The sequence below is a fragment of the Pedococcus sp. 2YAF34 genome (assembly GCF_052114585.1).
Taxonomy (GTDB): Bacteria; Actinomycetota; Actinomycetes; order Actinomycetales; family Dermatophilaceae; genus Pedococcus.
In genome coordinates, this window is sequence record NZ_JBFRFA010000006.1 from 55,495 (window position 1) to 72,460 (window position 16,966).

Consider the following 16,966-nt stretch of genomic DNA (forward strand, 5'->3'; position numbering starts at 1 on the left):
CGCACCCAAACCCAAACCCAAACCCGAGCCGAAGCCCAGGCCCAAGCCGTCGCACCGCCCGACGACGACGAGGCCGAGCGCGCAGCCATCCAGCAGGCCCGCACCCAAGCCGTCCCCAACTCCCGCGGCCGCGACCTGCCAGGTGCCGTCAGGCGTCACGGCGTCGCAGGTCGTCCTCGTCACCTCGGCCGGGTCCTCGGCGACCGTCCGCGCGTGCCGACGGTCCGGCGGCCGCTACCTGCTGTCCCTGGGCCCCTACTCGGGACACGTCGGCCGCAACGGGGTGAGCTCGGCCAAGAGGGAGGGCGACCTGCGCACGCCGGTCGGCACGTTCCCGCTGCGCGGCGGCTTCGGCGTGCGCGCCAACCCGGGCCTGGCCATGGGCTGGTTCCGTGTCGACAGCCAGGACGTCTGGGTCGACGACAGCGGGTCCTCGCTCTACAACACCCACCAGCGCACGCCCACCAACGGCCGGTGGGACTCGGCCGAGGAGCTGCTCAACAGCCCGGCCTACGACTACGCCCAGGTCGTCGGCTACAACGAGTCGCGCACGCCCGGCCGGGGTTCGGCGATCTTCTTCCACGTCGACCTCGGCCACGGCACCGCGGGCTGCATCTCGCTGCCGGCGGGCCCGCTCCTCGCGGTGATGCAGTGGGAGCGGCCCGGCGCCGTCATGTCCATCCGCTGAGTGGCGCTCTGGCCGGACCCGCGAACACGCGGCAGAGTGGACCCATGCCAGTGCAGACCGTCGCCATGCTCACCGCGGGCGGACTCGCCCCCTGTCTGTCCTCGGCCGTCGGTGGCCTCATCGAGCGCTACACCGAGATCGCCCCCGACGTGCGGATCATCGCCTACCGCAACGGGTATGCCGGGCTGCTCACCGGTCACTCGGTCGAGGTCACCGAGGAGGTGCGCGCCCACGCCCACCGGCTGCACGCCTTCGGTGGCAGCCCGATCGGCAACAGCCGGGTCAAGCTCACCAACGTCAAGGACTGCGTGAAGCGAGGGCTCGTGCGGGAGGGGCAGGACCCGTTGCACGTCGCTGCCGAGCAGCTGACGAGGGACGGCGTGGACGTGCTGCACACCATCGGCGGCGACGACACCAACGGCACGGCCGCCGACCTCGCCGCCTACCTGCACTCCAACGGCTACGAGCTCACGGTCGTCGGCCTCCCGAAGACCATCGACAACGACGTGGTCCCCATCCGTCAGTCGCTCGGGGCCTGGACCGCAGCGGAGCAGGGCGCGGTCTACGCCCGCAACATCGTCGCCGAGCACTCCTCCAACCCCCGCATGCTCATCGTCCACGAGGTCATGGGGCGCAACTGCGGCTGGCTGACGGCAGCGACCGCCCTCGAGCACCACCGCTGGGTGCAGCAGGCCGACTTCGCCGGCTGGCTGGAGAACGCGCCGGAGCGCTGGGACGTGCACGGCGTCTTCCTGCCCGAGCGGCCCTTCGACATCGAGGAGGAGGCCAGGCGCCTGCGCGGCGTGATGGACGAGCTCGACGGGGTCAACCTCTTCGTCTCCGAGGGGGCCGGGCTCTCCGAGATAGTGGCGTCGATGGAGCAGTCCGGCGCGGAGGTGCCGCGGGACCCCTTCGGCCACGTGCAGATCGACAAGGTCAACCCCGGGCAGTGGTTCGCCAAGCAGTTCGCCGAGCTGCTCGGCGCCGACAAGGTGCTCGTGCAGAAGAGCGGCTACTTCTCGCGGTCGGCGGCCCCGAACGCCGCCGACCTCAGCCTCATCCGGGAGTGCACCGACCACGCCGTCGACGCGGCCCTGCGCGGCGAGTCCGGGGTCGTCGGGCACGACGAGGAGCGCGGCGACGAGCTGCGGGCCATCGAGTTCTCGCGCATCAAGGGTGGCAAGGCCTTCGACCCCTCGGTCGAGTGGTTCACGACGCTGCTTGCCGACCTCGGCCAGTCGTAGCAGGGTCGGGGCATGACGACGACGTCCACCCCGTCCTCCGGCACCGCTGCCTACCGCGAGGCGCGCGACACCCTGCTGCGCCTCGCCGGCCAGCACGACCGTGCGCTCACCGAGTTCCGTTGGCCCGACGTGGGCGAGCGGTTCAGCTGGGCCGTCGACTGGTTCGACGCCGTGGCGCGCGGCAACGAACACCTCGCGCTGTGGATCGTCGAGGAGGACGGGTCGCAGACCAAGGTCACCTACGACGAGATGGCCGGCCGGTCCGACCAGGTTGCAGCGTGGCTCGAGGGGCTGGGCGTCGGGAAGGGTGACCGGGTCCTGCTCATGCTCGGCAACCAGGTCGAGCTCTGGGAGACGATGCTCGCGGTGGCCAAGCTGGGGGCGGTCATCATGCCCACCACCGCCGCCCTCGGACCGGCCGACCTGCGCGACCGGGTCGACCGTGGCGGTGCCCGCGTCGTCGTGGCCAACGCCGTCGACGCACCCAAGTTCGAGGAGGTGCCGGGCGACTATCTCCGCGTCGCCGTGGGCGATGTCGACGGCTGGCACTCCTACGCCGACTCGTATGCAGCGCAAGGACATCCGTTCGACGGCGTCACCGCCGCGACCGACCCGCTGCTCGTCTACTTCACCTCCGGGACGACCAGCAAGCCCAAGCTCGTCGAGCACACGCAGGTCTCCTACCCCGTCGGGCACCTGTCGACGATGTACTGGATCGGCGGCCGGCCCGGCGACGTGCACCTCGCGATCAGCTCACCCGGCTGGGCCAAGCACGCCTGGTCGTGCTTCTTCGCGCCCTGGATCGCGGAGGCGACGATCTTCGTCTACAACTACACGCGGTTCGACGCGGCCGCACTGCTTGACCAGATCCGCCGGGCCGGGGTGACGACCTTCTGCGCGCCGCCGACGGTGTGGCGCATGCTGATCCAGGCTGACCTCGGGGGCGGCAGCGGGTCGCTGCGCGAGCTGCTCGCCGCGGGGGAGCCGCTCAACCCCGAGGTCATCAGCCAGGTCGAGAAGGCCTGGGGCCTGACGATCCGTGACGGCTACGGCCAGACCGAGACCACCCTGCAGATCGGCAACATCGCCGGCGACCGCGTGAAGCCGGGGTCGATGGGCCGGCCTATGCCCGGCGTCCCGGTGGCGCTCGTCGACCCCCTCACCGGCGAGGTCGGCGACGAGGGCGAGATCGTCCTGGACCTGTCCAGACACCCGGTCAACCTCATGACCGGCTACCTCGGCGACCCCGAGCGCCAGGCCGACGCGATGGCCGGCGGTTTCTACCACACCGGCGACGTGGCCCAGCGGGACGCGGACGGCTACATCACCTACATCGGCCGCACCGACGACGTGTTCAAGGCCAGCGACTACAAGATCTCGCCGTTCGAGCTCGAGAGCGTGCTCATCGAGCACCCGGCCGTGGCCGAGGCGGCCGTCGTGCCGGCGCCGGACCCGACGCGGCTCGCCGTGCCCAAGGCCTACGTCGCGCTGGCGGCAGGGTGGGAGCCTGACGCCGAGACGGCCAAGCAGATCCTGGCGTACGCGCGCGAGCACCTCGCGCCGTACCTGAGGGTCCGCCGCCTCGAGTTCTACGAGCTGCCCAAGACGATCTCCGGGAAGATCCGCCGGGTGGCGCTGCGCGACCGCGAGCAGCGGGCCTTCGACGGGGGGAGGTCGCTGTCGGAGGAGTTCCGGGACGACCAGTTCCCCGAGCTCAAGGGCGCTCCCCGCTCCTGACCGTGGGGTCTCGCGCACCGCGCGCAGCCCTCGCCAGCGCTGTGGGCCGGTGCGATAGTGGGCGGATGGCCGACGACATCGACATCCAGCAGCACATCAGGGGCCTCATCGACGAGGAGCACGGGCTGCGCACGCAGCTCGGCGCCGGCGAGATCAGTGTCGAGGAGGAGAACCAGCGGCTGCGGACCATCGAGGTCGAGCTCGACCAGTGCTGGGACCTGCTGCGCCAGCGGCGGGCGCGGCGCGAGTTCGGTGAGGACCCGACCGGTGCACAGGTGCGGGACGCCAAGGTCGTGGAGAGCTACCAGGGCTGACGCCCGCGGCGTGGCGCGGCGTCGTCCGGCGCCCTCGGCGTACGCTCGAGGTGGCCGGGTACCCGAGGTGAGGGGGTGCGCACCATGCGCACGATGTCCACGACACACGACCGTCTCCACGTGACCCACCACTCCTCGCGGTGGTGGGTGGGCCACACCGCCGCCTACGTCGCGGGCACGGTCGTCATGGTCTACCTCGCAGCCGTCGCCGTGACGCTGCTCGCCGTCTACGTCCTGTAGACGGGCCTGACGGCGGGTCGGCAGCCTCGGTCAGTGGCCGCGGTCGAGCCACTCCTGGAGGTGCGGCGCCTCCGCAGCGATGACCGTCGAGTCGCCGTGCCCGGTCAGCACGACCGTCTCGTCGGGCAGGGTGAGGACCTTGTCGCGGATCGACTCGATGATGGTCCCGAAGTCGCTGTAGGACCGCCCCGTGGCGCCGGGGCCACCGTTGAACAGGGTGTCGCCGGTGAAGAGGACGCCGAGCGCCGGCGCGTAGAGGCAGCACGAGCCCGGGGTGTGGCCGGGGGTGTGGATGACGTGCAGGTCGACGTCGCCGACCCGGATGACCTGGCCGTCGGCCAGCTCGTGGTCGGGGGTGACGGGGTAGAGCTCGTCCCACAGCATCCGGTCCGCGGGATGCAGGTAGGCCGGGGCGCGCGTGCCGTCGCAGACCTCGCCGACCGCGTTGATGTGGTCGTTGTGGGCGTGGGTGGAGATGACCCCCACGACCTTGCGCTGCCGGTCGATCGACTTCACGATGGCGCGGCCGTCGTGCGCGGCGTCGATGATGACGCACTCCTTGTCGTCACCGACGACCCAGACGTTGTTGTCGACGTCCCAGCTGCCGCCGTCCAGCTCGAACTGGCCCGACGTCACCAGCCGCTCGACCCGCACGCCGCCCGCGGAGGGAGCGATCGACGGCATACCGGAGTCGCTGGAGTCGCTCACAGGACCACCACCGACCGCAGCACCTCGCCGCGCTCCATCTTGTGGAAGGCCGCCTCGACGTCACCGAGGCCGATGCGCTCGCTCACGAAGGCGTCGAGGTCGAACCGTCCCTGCCGGTAGAGGTCGACGAGCATCGGGAAGTCGCGCGAGGGGAGGCAGTCGCCGTACCAGCTGGACTTGAGCGCGCCGCCTCGACCGAAGACCTCGATCATCGGGAGGATGACCTCCTTGTCCGGGGTGGGGACGCCGACGAGGACCACCGTGCCGGCGAGGTCGCGGGCGTAGAACGCCTGCTCGTAGGTCTCGGGGCGGCCGACAGCCTCCACGACGACGTCGGCGCCGAACCCGCCGGTCAGCTCGCGGATCCGCTCGACGACGTCCTCGTCCTTGCCGTTGACCGTATGGGTCGCGCCGAACGACCTCGCGCCCTCGAGCTTGCGGTCGTCCACGTCCACGGCGACGACGGTCGTCGCGCCTGCGAGCACCGCGCCGGCGATGGCGGCATTGCCGACGCCGCCGCAGCCGATGACGGCGACCGAGTCGCCGCGCCCGACGCCACCGGTGTTGACGGCCGCACCGAACCCGGCCATCACCCCGCACCCGAGCAGGCCGACGGCGGCCGCGTCGGCCTCGGGGTCGACCTTCGTGCACTGCCCGGCGGCCACCAGGGTCTTCTCTATGAACGCGCCGATGCCCAGCGCGGGCGAGAGCTCGGTGCCGTCCTCGAGCGTCATCCTCTGCTTGGCGTTGTGGGTGTTGAAGCAGTACCAGGGCTTGCCCTTGGCGCAGGCGCGGCACTGCCCGCACACGGCACGCCAGTTGAGGATGACGAAGTCGCCGGGGGCCACCTCGGTGACGCCCTCGCCGACCGCCTCCACGACCCCGGCGGCCTCGTGGCCCAGCAGGAAGGGGTACTCGTCGTTGATGCCGCCCTCGCGGTAGTGCAGGTCGGTGTGGCAGACGCCGCACGACTGCACCTGCACGACGGCCTCTCCGGGGCCCGGGTCCGGCACGACGACGTCGACGAGCTCGACCTCGGCGCCCTTGCTGCGGGCGATGACGCCCTTGACGGTCTGTGGCATGGGACGACCCTATGCGCGGCCCCCGGGCCCTGCCACAGTGCAGCAACGGTGCAGCGCATCGGCCGATCGGTCCGGATGCGGGGCGGCGCGCGTCAAGAGACCGCGAAGGCATACAGACCGCACATATCATCCTCCACACCACGCAGGGTGCCTCCCGCACCAGGCACGCGTGACCGAGCCGCTGGAAGGAGCACCATGCTGTTGCACGCTGCGTTCTTCCCGCCGCACGAGGCGGTGGCCGAGCTGGCCGACGTGGTCCGATCCGTCGCGGGGCACCAGCGGGAGTTCACGCCCGTGTCCGTGGATGACATGCACGTGCACGTGACGAGCTTCGGCAACCTCGCCCGGGCCGACGCGGCCGGGCTGGCCGACCGCCTCGTGGCCGCGGCCGCCGACTGGGCCCCTGCGCCGCGACTGTCGATGGCCGGCTGCTCGGCCCTGGCGGGGGAGGGGGACCTCACGGTGTGCGCCCCGCTCGCCGGCCAGGTGGACCAGCTGCGCAGCATCGCCCGGGCGATCCCCGAGGTGGTCCAGACCATGGGCCTGCACGTGGACCGCCGCCGCTTCAAGCCGCAGGTCCCGGTGGGGGAGGTGACTGCCGACACGAGCCTGCCCTACCTCGAGCGGCTCGTGGGCGCCCTCGAGGGCTACCGCGGCCCGGAGTGGGTGCTGCCCGACCTCGTGCTGCTGAAGCCGAGCTGGGCCAGCGCGGACCACGAGACGTCGACGGCCGACATCTACGCGGTCATCCCGCTCGGCGCGCCCCAGGCGTCGGCGTGACGACCGGGACGACGCGCCCGCGCAAGCACGCCGTGGTCGTCCGGGTCGCCAGCACCTTCACGCGAGCCGCGACCGGTGCACGCCCCACCGAGCAGGACGTCGTGCCCTTCGCCGTGCTGCTCCTCGGTGCGGCCGGGGCCATCCTGGCGCCCTCCCGGCAGCAGCTGTCACCACAGGCGGGGTCGGCGCTCGCCGTGCTCGGCATCGCCCTGGTGGCGATCTGGGTGGCGGCGCGGGGACGGCGTCGGACCTGGGTGGACCCCGTCGGGCCGTGGCTCGTCCTGCTGTGCGTGGGCCTGCTCCGTGACGCGCTGGGAGGTGCGGTCTCGGGCGTGGGCTCGCTCGTCGGCGTACCGATCGTGTGGCTGGCCCTGTTCGGGACGTTCGGTGACCTCGCCGTGGCCGCGCTGCTGGCGGCGCTCGCCTTCCTCGGCCCGGCCCTGCTGGCCGGGGACGCCCGCGACGCCGGGCTGGAATGGCGTCCGGCCCTGGTGTGGGCGGGCGTCGCGCTGCTCGCCGCCCCGGTGGTGCAGTCCGTCGTACGCCGCTTCGCCCGCGAGAGCACGACCGAGCGGGAGGCCGCAGCCCAGCTGCGCGGCATCATGGGCGGCGCGACGCTGACCAGCATCATCGCCACCGACCCGCAGGGCCGGATCACCGACTTCAACCTCGGCGCCGAGCAGATGCTGCGCTACACCGCCGTCGAGGCCGTCGGGCGTCCCGTGCACGAGCTCATCCACGACGCCGAGGAGCTCGCCGCCGCCGCTGGACAGCTCGGTGTGGCGCCGGGGATCGAGGTGTTCGCGACGCTTGCCGAGCACCAGATGCCCAGCCGCGAGTGGACCTACATCCGCCGGGACGGCCGACGGATCTCGGTGCGGCTCGCCGTGACCGAGATCCGCAGCGACGACGGTGACCTCGTCGGGTACCTGGGCGTGGCCGTGGACACCACCGCTGCCGTCGAGCTGCGCCGGGAGCTCAAGGAGGCCCAGGCCCTCTGGCGGCTCTCCATGGACCACCTCCCCGACACCAGCGTGCTCGTGCTCGACCGCACCCTGGAGGTGTCGCTGTCCACCGGAGGCGGGGCGCGGCGGCAGGGCCTGGCCCACGCCGCCGGCCGCCAGGTGGACGAGGTGTTCAGCCCGCGCAACGCCGCGCTGCTCCAGCCGCTCATCGAGGCGGCCATCGAGGGACGTGAGGGTGTCGTCGAGCTCACGGCCGTGGAGACCGGTGACGAGCACGAGGTCTGGGTCAGCCCCCTGCCGGGCACCTCGACCACCTCCGGCGCGGCCCTCATCATGGCGCGCGACGTCAGTCGCGACCGTGCCCGCGAGCGCGAGCTCCGGGCCAGCCACGACCGCGTGCAGCGCCTGTTCGTCGACGCGCCCCACGGCATCGCCGTCCTCGGCCGCGACGGCGTCATCCGCCAGGTCAACCCCTCGCTGTGCGTCCTCCTCGGCCGCGACGAGGACGACCTGGTGGGTATGCCGCTTGCCGGGCTCGGCGCCGCCCAGGACGAGACCGTCGCCGAGCTGCTCGCCGGCGCGACCGACGGTGACGCGGCCGCCGGCCGGGCGGACTGGACCGTCGTCACCCCCGCCGGGGGCCAGGTGCACCTCAGCCTCTCCAGCACGGTCCTGGCCGGCGCCGAGGACGAGGTGCTCGTGAACTTCGCCGACGTGTCCGAGCGCTTCGTCTACGAGCAGCAGCTGGCGCACCTCGCCGACCACGACGTCCTCACCGGGCTGGCCAACCGGCGCAAGTTCTCGGCCGAGCTCGACCGCCACCTGGCCTACTGCCGCCGCTACGGCGCCCGCGGTGCGCTGCTCCTCATCGACCTCGACCACTTCAAGGAGGTCAACGACACCCTGGGCCACGGCGCCGGCGACGAGCTGCTCGTCGGGCTGGCCGGGGTGCTGCGGCGCAGCGTCCGGGCCAGCGACGTCGTGGCCCGGCTCGGTGGTGACGAGTTCGCGGTCCTGCTCATCGAGACCGACCTCGCCGGCACCGAGCTCGTCGCCGCGAACCTCGTGGCGGCGGTCCGTGCCCACGAGACGACGCTCGGGCCGGCCGCCGACGCGGTGACCGCCAGTGTCGGTGCCGTCGTCATCGAGGGCGACAGCCAGTCGGCCGAGGAGCTGATGTCCAGCGCCGACGCCCTGATGTACCAGGCCAAGAACACCGGTCGCGACGGCTGGGCCGTCCTGCCGACCGGTGCCGAGTGCCCGCCGGAGGCCGGCGCGACCGCCGACGCCCCCGTCCTCACGCTGACCGAGCGGCTCGAGCAGGCGCTCGCCGAGGGAGGCTTCCGGCTCCAGCTGCAGCCGATCTGGGACGTGCGTGCCGGACGGGTCATCGGCGCCGAGGCGCTGCTGCGTCTCGGTGCGGGCGACACCGCCGTGTCCCCGGCGCAGTTCCTGCCCCACGCGGAGCTCTCCGACCTCATCCTCGACGTCGACCGGTGGGTCGTGGAGCACGCGGTGCCCCTGCTGGCCCGGTGCCGGGCCGTGCAGCCCGACTTCGAGCTGGCGGTCAACCTGTCAGGGCGCAGCGTCGGTGACGCGGTCCTGGAGCGCGTCGTCCTCGACACGCTCGACCAGCACGGGGTCGACCCCTCCGGGCTCGTCCTGGAGGTCACCGAGACCGCCGCGGTGGCCGACCTCGAGGCTGCCCGGGGGTTCGTCGAGCGGCTGAGTGCCGAGGGGTGCCGGTTCGCGCTCGACGACTTCGGCGCCGGGTTCGGGTCCTTCCACTACCTCAAGAACCTGCCGTTCGACTACGTCAAGATCGACGGCGAGTTCGTGACGGCCTGCGACGTCAACGCCACCGACCGCGCCATCGTCAGCTCCGTCGTCGCCATCGCGCACCGGCTCGGCAAGCAGGCAGTGGCCGAGTTCGTCGGCTCTCCCGAGATCCTGCACGTGCTCGAGGCGGAAGGCGTCGACTTCGCGCAGGGCCACCACATCGGCCGCCCCGCCGACCCCGACGCCTTCCTCGAGGCCCTGGCCGAGCCCGCCCGGGCCTAGAACCAGCCGAACCCGCCGGCGCCTGGAACCAGCCCGTTGGGGACTGCTCCCTCTCGACCCGCAACCGTGCCCACCGACCTCGCCACCGAAGGCCCTGGTCACGACCGTCCGACGTGGAACAGGATCGCGTCGACGACGTGGTCGAGCGGCGCCGTGGCGTCGATCGTGGTCGCGCCCCTCGGTGTGTCCTCCTTCGTGCGGTGGAGTCGGAGGACCAGTTCACGCTCGGACTGGGTGCCGCCGAACTCGTCCTCGGGTCGTTCGTCGAGCCTCAGCTGCAGGGTGTCGAGGTCGACCTCCAGGACGAAGGCGCCGTCGAAGAGGTCGAGGAACGCCTCGACGTTGCGGGAGCCCCCGCAGAAGAAGGTCACCGGCTGGCGCCGGTCGGCGACCAGCGCACGGACGCGGTCGACGGCCCAGATGTGGTGCCAGTGCGAGGGCGGGCCGTCGGTCGGTCGACCGGTCGCGGGGTCACCCTGGTAGGCGAGGTCGGTGTCGCCGTTGACGGCCTCGAAACCCCGGCGCCGCAGCTCGTGGCACACCGAGGTCTTGCCGGTGCCGGAGACGCCCTCGACAAGGTAGTTGCGCACGCCCATCCGTGGACGCTATCCGACGGGCGTTCGCAGACCGGTCCGGCTCGTGAGCGGAGCGGTTCAAGGTCCTGTGCCGTGACGGACTCGTGTTACATGGGCCGGGAGACCGTGTCGGAATCGCCGCTCGCCGTTCGTGGAGTGGGTGAAGGCGGGCCACCGGGCCTGCTCGAGCCGAAGGAGCAGTCATGACGGAGTACCTCCTGCACTTCAACCAGCAGTGGGTGGGCGACCACACCGAGGAGTGGTTCGGGTCGCGTGCGCCGCTCGCGATGGCGGTCGTCGAGGAGATGAAGGCCGCCGGGGTCTACGTCTTCGCCGGGGGCCTGGAGGAAGACGGTCCCGTCTTCAACGTCGACCCCACCGGTGGGACGCCCATCGTGAGCGACGGCCCCTACGTGGAGACCAAGGAGTTCCTGGGCGGGTTCGCCGTCGTGGACGTCGAGACGGAGGAGGACGCCAAGTACTGGGGGGCCAGGATCGCCGAGGGGTGCGGCTGGCCGCACGAGATCCGCCGCTTCGGGAGGCACCCGCAGCTCGACTGACCCCGCGGCCCGCTGGTCAGGACGTCAGGTGGGCGAAGGCGACGATGTTGTCGACGTAGTGTCCGGTGGCGTGGTCGAAAGCGCCGCCACAGGTGATGAGGCGCAGCTCGGCGCGTCCCTTGGTGTCGCCGTAGACCATGGCCGTGGGGAAGTCGGCCTTGGAGTAGCGGGCCACCCGGTCGACGACGAACCTGGCGGTCGAGCCGTCCTTGCGATGCACGGACACCTGCGCGCCCTTCCGCAGGGCGCCGAGGCGGTAGAAGACGGCGGGGCCGGACTTGCTGTCGACGTGGGCGCCGATCACGGCCGGCCCGAACTCGCCTGGGGTGGGACCCGCGGCGTACCAGCCCGCCTTGGCGAAGTCGGTCGGCGCCTGGAGCTTGCCGTCCTTGTCCAGTGCGAGGTCGACGATGCCCTTGGTGTCGACCCCGATGGAGGGGATGTCGAGTGACACGGGCGGGCTGGGCTCCATGATCGGCCCGAAGTCCGGGCTGGGGGCCGACGAGGGCTTGGCCGGGCCGGCGCCGGGCCTCGTCGTAGGAGTCGTCGCCTGCGGTGCGACGGGTGGGGCGGTGGTCGGGGCCACGGCCTCAGCGGCAGGAGGCTGCGCCGGCGCCTCGGGCCGGGTCAGCGCCTTGGCGACCAGGCCGCCACCGAGGAGGAGGAGCAGCACGGTGACCGCCGCGGCAAGGCTGCCGCGGCGGTCACCGAACCGTGTGAGGTGGGCCATCAGGCGCGGTTGCGAGCCTTGCGAGCGGTGAACGTGCCCGTGCCGGCAGCGGCGAGGAGCAGGCCGCCACCGAGGGCGAGCATGCCCGTGCTGTTGTCGGACGTGCCCCCGGCGCCGGTGTCCATGCCGCCGGCCGGCGCAGCCGCCAGGACGCCGCAGATGGCCGGGTCGGTGGCCTCGGTGGGCAGGCTGGGGTCGAGGTCGCTCTTGGTGTTGCCGTCGTACTTGCCGTCGTTGTTGTGGTCGACGCCGTGCACCACGACGACCGACTTGCCGTCGACGATGGCCTGGGCCACGTCGGAGGAGACGTTGATCGAGCCGCGCTCGTACTGGATCTTGCCGCCGGGAGCGGTGTCGAAGCGGTCGACCGCGAGTCCGCTCTTCGGGGAGGTGTCACCGGTCTTGGTCAGGGAGACGACGATGTCCCCGTAGGCGGGGCCGCCCTCGGTGGTGTTCAGGGTGCCGTCGCCGCTGGTGTCGTCGCTGGCGGTCGGGCACTCGTGACGCGCGGAGGCGCCGAAGTGGATGTGGGCCGCGTGGGGGTTGTCGGGCAGCAGGCCGGAGGCGGCCATCGTGACGTTGATGCGGTTGCCGGTGACGGTGACCATCGCGGTGCCGTTGGCCGGCACCCCGTTGAGCGCGACCGGGCGCAGGGTGGCCATGGTGCTGCCGTCCGCAGCCTGGGCGACGCCCGCGCCGAGGAACGGGACCAAGGCTGTGGTGCCGAGTGCTACGGCGGCGATCTTGGAGGTGGTGCGCATGCGTGGACTCCTTTGTCGGGCGACCCGAGCCGCCGTCGTGTGGTGCGCTGACGGCTTGCGGTTCGTGTCCGAGCGGGGCAACGGATTGGTGCACGGGTGTCGCCGGCACGTCGCTGACCGGGTCCTGAGCACGACGAAGGCCCTCCCCGCTGGTGCGGTAGAGGGCCTTCGTGTGGATCCCAGGGTCGGGGTGACAGGATTTGAACCTGCGGCCTCTTCGTCCCGAACGAAGCGCGCTACCAAGCTGCGCCACACCCCGTGGCAGTCGCTGCCGGACCGGCGCTGACGAGGTCAGGCGCCAGTGTGGGCAGCGACAAGGAATGCTAGCCCACGCCCCACCGTGCCTCCCAATCGGCCCCGGCCGGTCTGGTTGGGGAGGCGCCTACGCAGTCCGGCCGCGACCGCCGGCCTACCGCGGCAGCAGCGTGAGCAGGGTGGCCTCGGGTCGGCAGGCGAAGCGCACCGGCGCGTACGGCGAGGTGCCGAGCCCCGCCGACACGTGCAGCCACGCGGCGTCGTGCGGGGCCCGGGACGACGGCGTCGACCCGGCTCCCGGCCACCACCGCGAGAGCCCCTTGGCGCGGTTGGTGGGCAGGTCGCAGTTGGTCACCAGGGCGCCGTACACCGGCAGCGCGAGCTGCCCCCCGTGCGTGTGCCCGGCGATGAGCAGCCGCGCACCGTCGGCGGCCATGGGGTCCAGGACCCGCTGGTACGGCGCGTGCGTCACGCCGATCGTGAGCGCGGCCGAGGTCGACGCCGGCGCCGCCACGGAGGAGTAGCGGTCGAGCTGGATGTGGGCGTCGTCGGTGCCGACCAGCTCCAGGTCCAGCCCGCCGACGTGCAGGTTGGTGCGCACGTTGTCCAGGTCGGTCCAGCCGCCGGCGACCATGCCGGCGCGCAGGTCGTCGACGGGCAGCAGCGTGCGACCGGGAGGCGCCTGCGCGTGCCGGCGGGTGAGGTAGCGGGCCGGGTTCTTCGGCACGGGCGCGTAGTAGTCGTTGGACCCCATGACGAACACGCCGGGCACCTCGAGCAGCGGCTCCATGGCGCGCAGGGCGCCGGGGACGCTGTCGACCGAGGCGAGGTTGTCGCCGGTGTTGACGACGAGGTCGGGCGCCAGGGCCGCGAGCCCGCGCACCCACTCGACCTTGCGCTGCTGCGCCGGCATGAGGTGCAGGTCGGAGACCTGCAGGACCCGCAACGGGCGGGCGCCCCGGGGCAGCACCGGGACGGTGAACCTGCGCAGGGTGTACCAGTTGCGCTCGACGAGGCCGGCCCACCCGAGCCCGGCCGCACCCAGCGCGGCCACGCCGCCCACCGTCCGCAGAAGTGTCCTCACCGGCCCCATCCTCGCAAACCGGGGCCCGGGACAAGTCGGTTGGGGCGCGTGCACCTCGCCTGCGAGACTGGGCCCATGACCGAGCAGAGCCTCAAGGCCACCGTCCAGCGCGACCTCACCGACGCCATGCGCGAGCGCGACCAGGTGCGCTCCGGCACGCTGCGCATGGTCCTGACCGCCATCACCACCGAGGAGGTCGCCGGCACCGAGTCCCGTGAGCTCACCGACGACGAGGTCCTCAAGGTGCTCGCGAAGGAGGCCAAGAAGCGCAAGGAGGCGTCGGCTGCCTACACCGGCGCCGGCCGGCCGGAGCTCGCGGCCACCGAGGACGCCGAGCTCGCGATCCTCGAGGCCTACCTGCCCGCCCAGCTCTCGGACGACGAGCTCGCGGCCATCGTCGCCGCCGCCATCGAGCAGACCGGCGCGACCGGTGTGCAGCAGATGGGCCAGGTCATGAAGGCCGCCTCCCCGGTCGTGGCCGGTCGCGCGGACGGCGGCCGGGTCGCGGCCGTCGTCAAAGCGGCGCTCGCCGCCCGCTGACCGCGGCGCCGCACCGACGACGAAGGCCCCCACCGCGCGCAGTGGGGGCCTTCGTCTCGCCTGACGCCTACTTCTTCGGCGGCGGCGGCTTCTTCGTCTTTGTCGGCTTCGGGGTCGTCGCCGTCGGCTTGGGAGTGCTCGTCGGCTTCGGCGTGGACTTCGGCGGCGGCGGGGGGACGTAGCCCGTCGAGGTGTAGAGGCTCACCGTCGAACCGCGCATGGCCGTGCCGCTCGGGTCGGTGTAGACCACGATGCCGCGGGCGTAGCCGCTGTTGGTGCTGCCGGCGACCTGGGCGTTGAACCCGGCCTCCTTGAGGCGGGCCGTGGCCTCCTCGACGGTCATGCCGCCGACGAAGGGGACCGCGACCCTGTCGCCGTTGAGGATCTTGTCGCTCGGGGTGTCGAAGTCACGGATCGGCAGCCCCTGCGACGCGGCTTCCGTGAGGTCCTTCCAGATCGGCGCGGCGATGTCACCACCGAAGACGCCGGAGTAGGACTGGCCGGCGAGCGTGATGTGGCGCATCCCCTGCTGGGAGTACGGCGTGCCGACCCATACGGCCGTGGCGCGCTGGGCGGTGTAGCCGACGAACCAGGACTCGACGTGGTCGTCAGTCGTGCCGGTCTTGCCGGCCGCAGGACGGGCGCCGAGCTTGGCCCGCACGCCGGTGCCGTTCTTGATGACGCCGGTGAGCAGCTCGGTCGCGCCCTTGGCCACGTCGGGGTCGATGACCTGCTTGCAGGTGGGGGTGCCGATCTTGAGCGGCTTCTTGTCGGCCGTCGTGATCGACAGGATCGGGTTCGGGGGGCAGTACTTGCCGTTGTTGGCGAGCGTCGCGTACGAGGACGCGAGCGTCAGGGGGGTGACCACCCCGGTGCCGAGCACCGCGGAGGGGTTGCAGCCGATCTTGCTGCCGTCGCCCTGGAGCAGGTGCATCTTGGTCATGGTGTCGCGGACCTTGGTGGTGCCCAGCTTCATGGACAGCGACGCGAACGCGGTGTTGATGGAGTCGGCCGTGGCCTTCTTCAGCGGGATCGGCTTGCCGCCGACGGCGTAGTCGTTGTGGACCGACCAGCCCTTCGGGTCACCGCAGGGCCCCTGTTCCTGGTACGAGTAGTACGCAGGCTTGGTCGGGCTGGCGAACTTCGAGGGCACCGTGCCGCTGACGGGGGTGCCGGTCTCCAGCGCCCGCACGATCGCGAACATCTTGGCCGTCGAGCCGAACTGGAACCCGGTCGTGCCCTGGTACTTGGTGTCGACGTTCCAGTTGACCTGGGTGTACCCGTAGGAGCTCTGCTCCTTCTTGGTGGTCGGGTACTTGCTGTTCTGCACCATGGCGAGGACACGGCCCGTGCTCGGCTCGACGATGGAGGCGGCGCTGCCGACCATCTGCGACAGGCCGAGCTTGGTCTTGTCTGCCGCGTCCCTCGGCAGGGCGTGGTTGGCGAACGGCACCTTCTTGAGGACGTCCTGCCGTGCCTGCGCCTGCACGGTGGCGTCGAGGGTCGTCTGGATGGTCAGGCCGCCCCCGGTGAGGTTCTTGATCCGCTCGGGCGTGGACTTCCCGAGGGCGTCGAGGCCGTGGTTGCTGGTGTCCTTGAGGTACTCCATGACGTAGTTGCAGAAGTACGGCTCGCTCGAGGCCATGCAGTTGCTGACCGGGTTCTTGACCTTCAGCATCTTCTTGACCGGGACGGCCTTCGCGGCCTTCCACTGCTTGTCGGTGACGATGCCCAGGTCGTGCATGCGGTCGAGCACGACGTTGCGGCGCGCCTGCGCCCGCTCGGGGAAGTGGATCGGGTCCGTGCGGCTGGGGTTCTGGACGAGGCCGGCGAGCAGGGCCGCCTGCGACAGGTTGAGCTTCGCGGACGGGATGCTGAAGTAGTGCTGCGACGCGGCCTCGACGCCGTACGCCAGGTCGCCGTAGTAGGCGAGGTTCATGTAGCCCTGCAGGATCTGGTCCTTGGTCATCTCCTTCTCGAGGGTGACCGCGTACTTGATCTCCTGGATCTTGCGGGCGGCGCTGACGCGGACGGCAGCCTTGGCCGCCTCCTCGTCGTTGTTGCGCAGCGCGTTCTCCTGCAGTGTGAGCTTGACGAACTGCTGCGTCAGCGTCGAGGCGCCCTGGGTGTCGCCGCCCTGGGCGTTGGACACGGCCGCGCGCAGGATGCCGCGGGGGTCGACGCCGCCGTGCTCGTAGAAGCGGCTGTCCTCGATGGCCACCTGCGCCTTGCGCATGATGGGCGCGACGTCCTTGAGGTTGACGATGATGCGGTTCTCCTGCTGAGGCGTCGCCAGCACGTTGCCCTTGGCGTCGACGATCCGCGACTGCTGGGACAGCGCCGAGGCGGTGAACTCGCCCGGGAGGTCGTCGAACATCTTCACCCCGGAGGTGGCAGCGCTGCCCGCCGCACCCACTGCGGGGATGAGCAGGCCGGCTGCCAGCAGGCCCATGACCATCGCCGAGGCGACGAAGGCTCCGAGCAGGCTGACGACATTGCCGAGGTTGGTGGCGCGTCCAGACATGCCGACAGGGTAACTGCCGAAGGTGAGCAGACCGGCCGTGCGCGCCCGGGGAGGTGCGGCGCCGTGTCGGGCACGTGCAGCCTGGACGGCGCCGACCGGTGGTGCGGTGGGTGGTCCA

The 16,966-nt window shown here is 71.7% G+C and carries 16 protein-coding genes and 1 tRNA gene; 9 read left to right on the forward strand and 8 right to left on the reverse strand.

Translation table 11 applies throughout. The features are described 5' to 3' along the window. Window positions 1-142: 142 nt before the first annotated feature. From AB4Z02_RS05165 to AB4Z02_RS05185, 5 genes are all read left to right on the forward strand, one after another. Window positions 143-688 carry a L,D-transpeptidase family protein gene (locus tag AB4Z02_RS05165; protein ID WP_056883034.1) on the forward strand — a complete coding sequence of 182 codons (546 nt, stop codon included), beginning with the start codon at window positions 143-145 and terminating at the stop codon, window positions 686-688. A gap of 44 nt (window positions 689-732) precedes the next feature. Then, on the forward strand, window positions 733-1,932 hold the full coding sequence (locus AB4Z02_RS05170; RefSeq protein WP_056883035.1) for a pyrophosphate--fructose-6-phosphate 1-phosphotransferase: 1,200 nt from the start codon (window positions 733-735) through the stop codon (window positions 1,930-1,932). Window positions 1,933-1,944: 12 nt separating this feature from the next. Beyond that, window positions 1,945-3,669 (forward strand): AMP-binding protein, encoded by a 1,725-nt coding sequence (locus AB4Z02_RS05175; RefSeq protein WP_441969819.1) that lies wholly within the window; start codon window positions 1,945-1,947, stop codon window positions 3,667-3,669. Between the two features lie 65 nt (window positions 3,670-3,734). Further along, window positions 3,735-3,983, forward strand: coding sequence for a DUF2630 family protein (locus AB4Z02_RS05180; protein WP_441969821.1), 249 nt, complete (start codon window positions 3,735-3,737; stop codon window positions 3,981-3,983). Window positions 3,984-4,076: 93 nt separating this feature from the next. Beyond that, the gene (locus AB4Z02_RS05185; RefSeq protein ID WP_156399858.1) at window positions 4,077-4,223 is read left to right on the forward strand and encodes a hypothetical protein; all 147 of its coding nucleotides are present in this window, start codon (window positions 4,077-4,079) and stop codon (window positions 4,221-4,223) included. Window positions 4,224-4,253: 30 nt separating this feature from the next. Here the strand turns inward: AB4Z02_RS05185 and AB4Z02_RS05190 are convergent, their stop codons facing one another. Then, complete coding sequence (locus AB4Z02_RS05190; protein ID WP_056883257.1) at window positions 4,254-4,907, reverse strand: MBL fold metallo-hydrolase; 654 nt, start codon at window positions 4,905-4,907, stop codon at window positions 4,254-4,256. Window positions 4,908-4,927: 20 nt separating this feature from the next. Next, a complete protein-coding gene (locus AB4Z02_RS05195) occupies window positions 4,928-6,013 on the reverse strand; it encodes an S-(hydroxymethyl)mycothiol dehydrogenase (RefSeq protein WP_441969823.1) in 1,086 nt (361 codons plus the stop codon). A gap of 195 nt (window positions 6,014-6,208) precedes the next feature. Between AB4Z02_RS05195 and AB4Z02_RS05200 the strand changes: the two genes are divergently transcribed. Both AB4Z02_RS05200 and AB4Z02_RS05205 read left to right on the forward strand, forming a co-directional pair. Then, the gene (locus AB4Z02_RS05200; RefSeq protein WP_441969825.1) at window positions 6,209-6,793 is read left to right on the forward strand and encodes a 2'-5' RNA ligase family protein; all 585 of its coding nucleotides are present in this window, start codon (window positions 6,209-6,211) and stop codon (window positions 6,791-6,793) included. Continuing rightward, on the forward strand, window positions 6,790-9,819 hold the full coding sequence (locus tag AB4Z02_RS05205) for a sensor domain-containing protein (protein ID WP_441969827.1): 3,030 nt from the start codon (window positions 6,790-6,792) through the stop codon (window positions 9,817-9,819). Before AB4Z02_RS05200 ends, AB4Z02_RS05205 begins: the two co-directional genes overlap by 4 nt. 98 nt (window positions 9,820-9,917) lie before the next feature. Here the strand turns inward: AB4Z02_RS05205 and AB4Z02_RS05210 are convergent, their stop codons facing one another. Beyond that, window positions 9,918-10,415 carry an AAA family ATPase gene (locus AB4Z02_RS05210; RefSeq protein ID WP_441969829.1) on the reverse strand — a complete coding sequence of 166 codons (498 nt, stop codon included), beginning with the start codon at window positions 10,413-10,415 and terminating at the stop codon, window positions 9,918-9,920. Between the two features lie 182 nt (window positions 10,416-10,597). On the opposite strand from AB4Z02_RS05210, the gene AB4Z02_RS05215 reads away from it, so the two are divergent. Next, window positions 10,598-10,954, forward strand: coding sequence for a YciI family protein (locus tag AB4Z02_RS05215; RefSeq protein ID WP_056883042.1), 357 nt, complete (start codon window positions 10,598-10,600; stop codon window positions 10,952-10,954). 16 nt (window positions 10,955-10,970) lie between these two features. Here the strand turns inward: AB4Z02_RS05215 and AB4Z02_RS05220 are convergent, their stop codons facing one another. From AB4Z02_RS05220 to AB4Z02_RS05235, 4 genes are all read right to left on the reverse strand, one after another. Continuing rightward, on the reverse strand, window positions 10,971-11,684 hold the full coding sequence (locus AB4Z02_RS05220; protein ID WP_441969831.1) for a class F sortase: 714 nt from the start codon (window positions 11,682-11,684) through the stop codon (window positions 10,971-10,973). After that, complete coding sequence (locus AB4Z02_RS05225) at window positions 11,684-12,445, reverse strand: hypothetical protein (RefSeq protein ID WP_441969833.1); 762 nt, start codon at window positions 12,443-12,445, stop codon at window positions 11,684-11,686. Before AB4Z02_RS05225 ends, AB4Z02_RS05220 begins: the two co-directional genes overlap by 1 nt. 185 nt (window positions 12,446-12,630) lie before the next feature. Further along, a tRNA-Pro gene (locus AB4Z02_RS05230) sits at window positions 12,631-12,704 on the reverse strand. Window positions 12,705-12,854: 150 nt separating this feature from the next. Next, window positions 12,855-13,784 (reverse strand): metallophosphoesterase, encoded by a 930-nt coding sequence (locus AB4Z02_RS05235; RefSeq protein WP_369818877.1) that lies wholly within the window; start codon window positions 13,782-13,784, stop codon window positions 12,855-12,857. Window positions 13,785-13,859: 75 nt separating this feature from the next. Between AB4Z02_RS05235 and AB4Z02_RS05240 the strand changes: the two genes are divergently transcribed. Continuing rightward, a complete protein-coding gene (locus tag AB4Z02_RS05240; RefSeq protein WP_441969835.1) occupies window positions 13,860-14,324 on the forward strand; it encodes a GatB/YqeY domain-containing protein in 465 nt (154 codons plus the stop codon). Between the two features lie 67 nt (window positions 14,325-14,391). On the opposite strand, the gene AB4Z02_RS05245 is transcribed toward AB4Z02_RS05240, so the two are convergent. Continuing rightward, entirely contained in the window at window positions 14,392-16,848 is a 2,457-nt protein-coding gene (locus tag AB4Z02_RS05245; protein ID WP_441969837.1) for a transglycosylase domain-containing protein, read from the reverse strand. Between the last annotated feature and the right edge of the window lie 118 nt (window positions 16,849-16,966).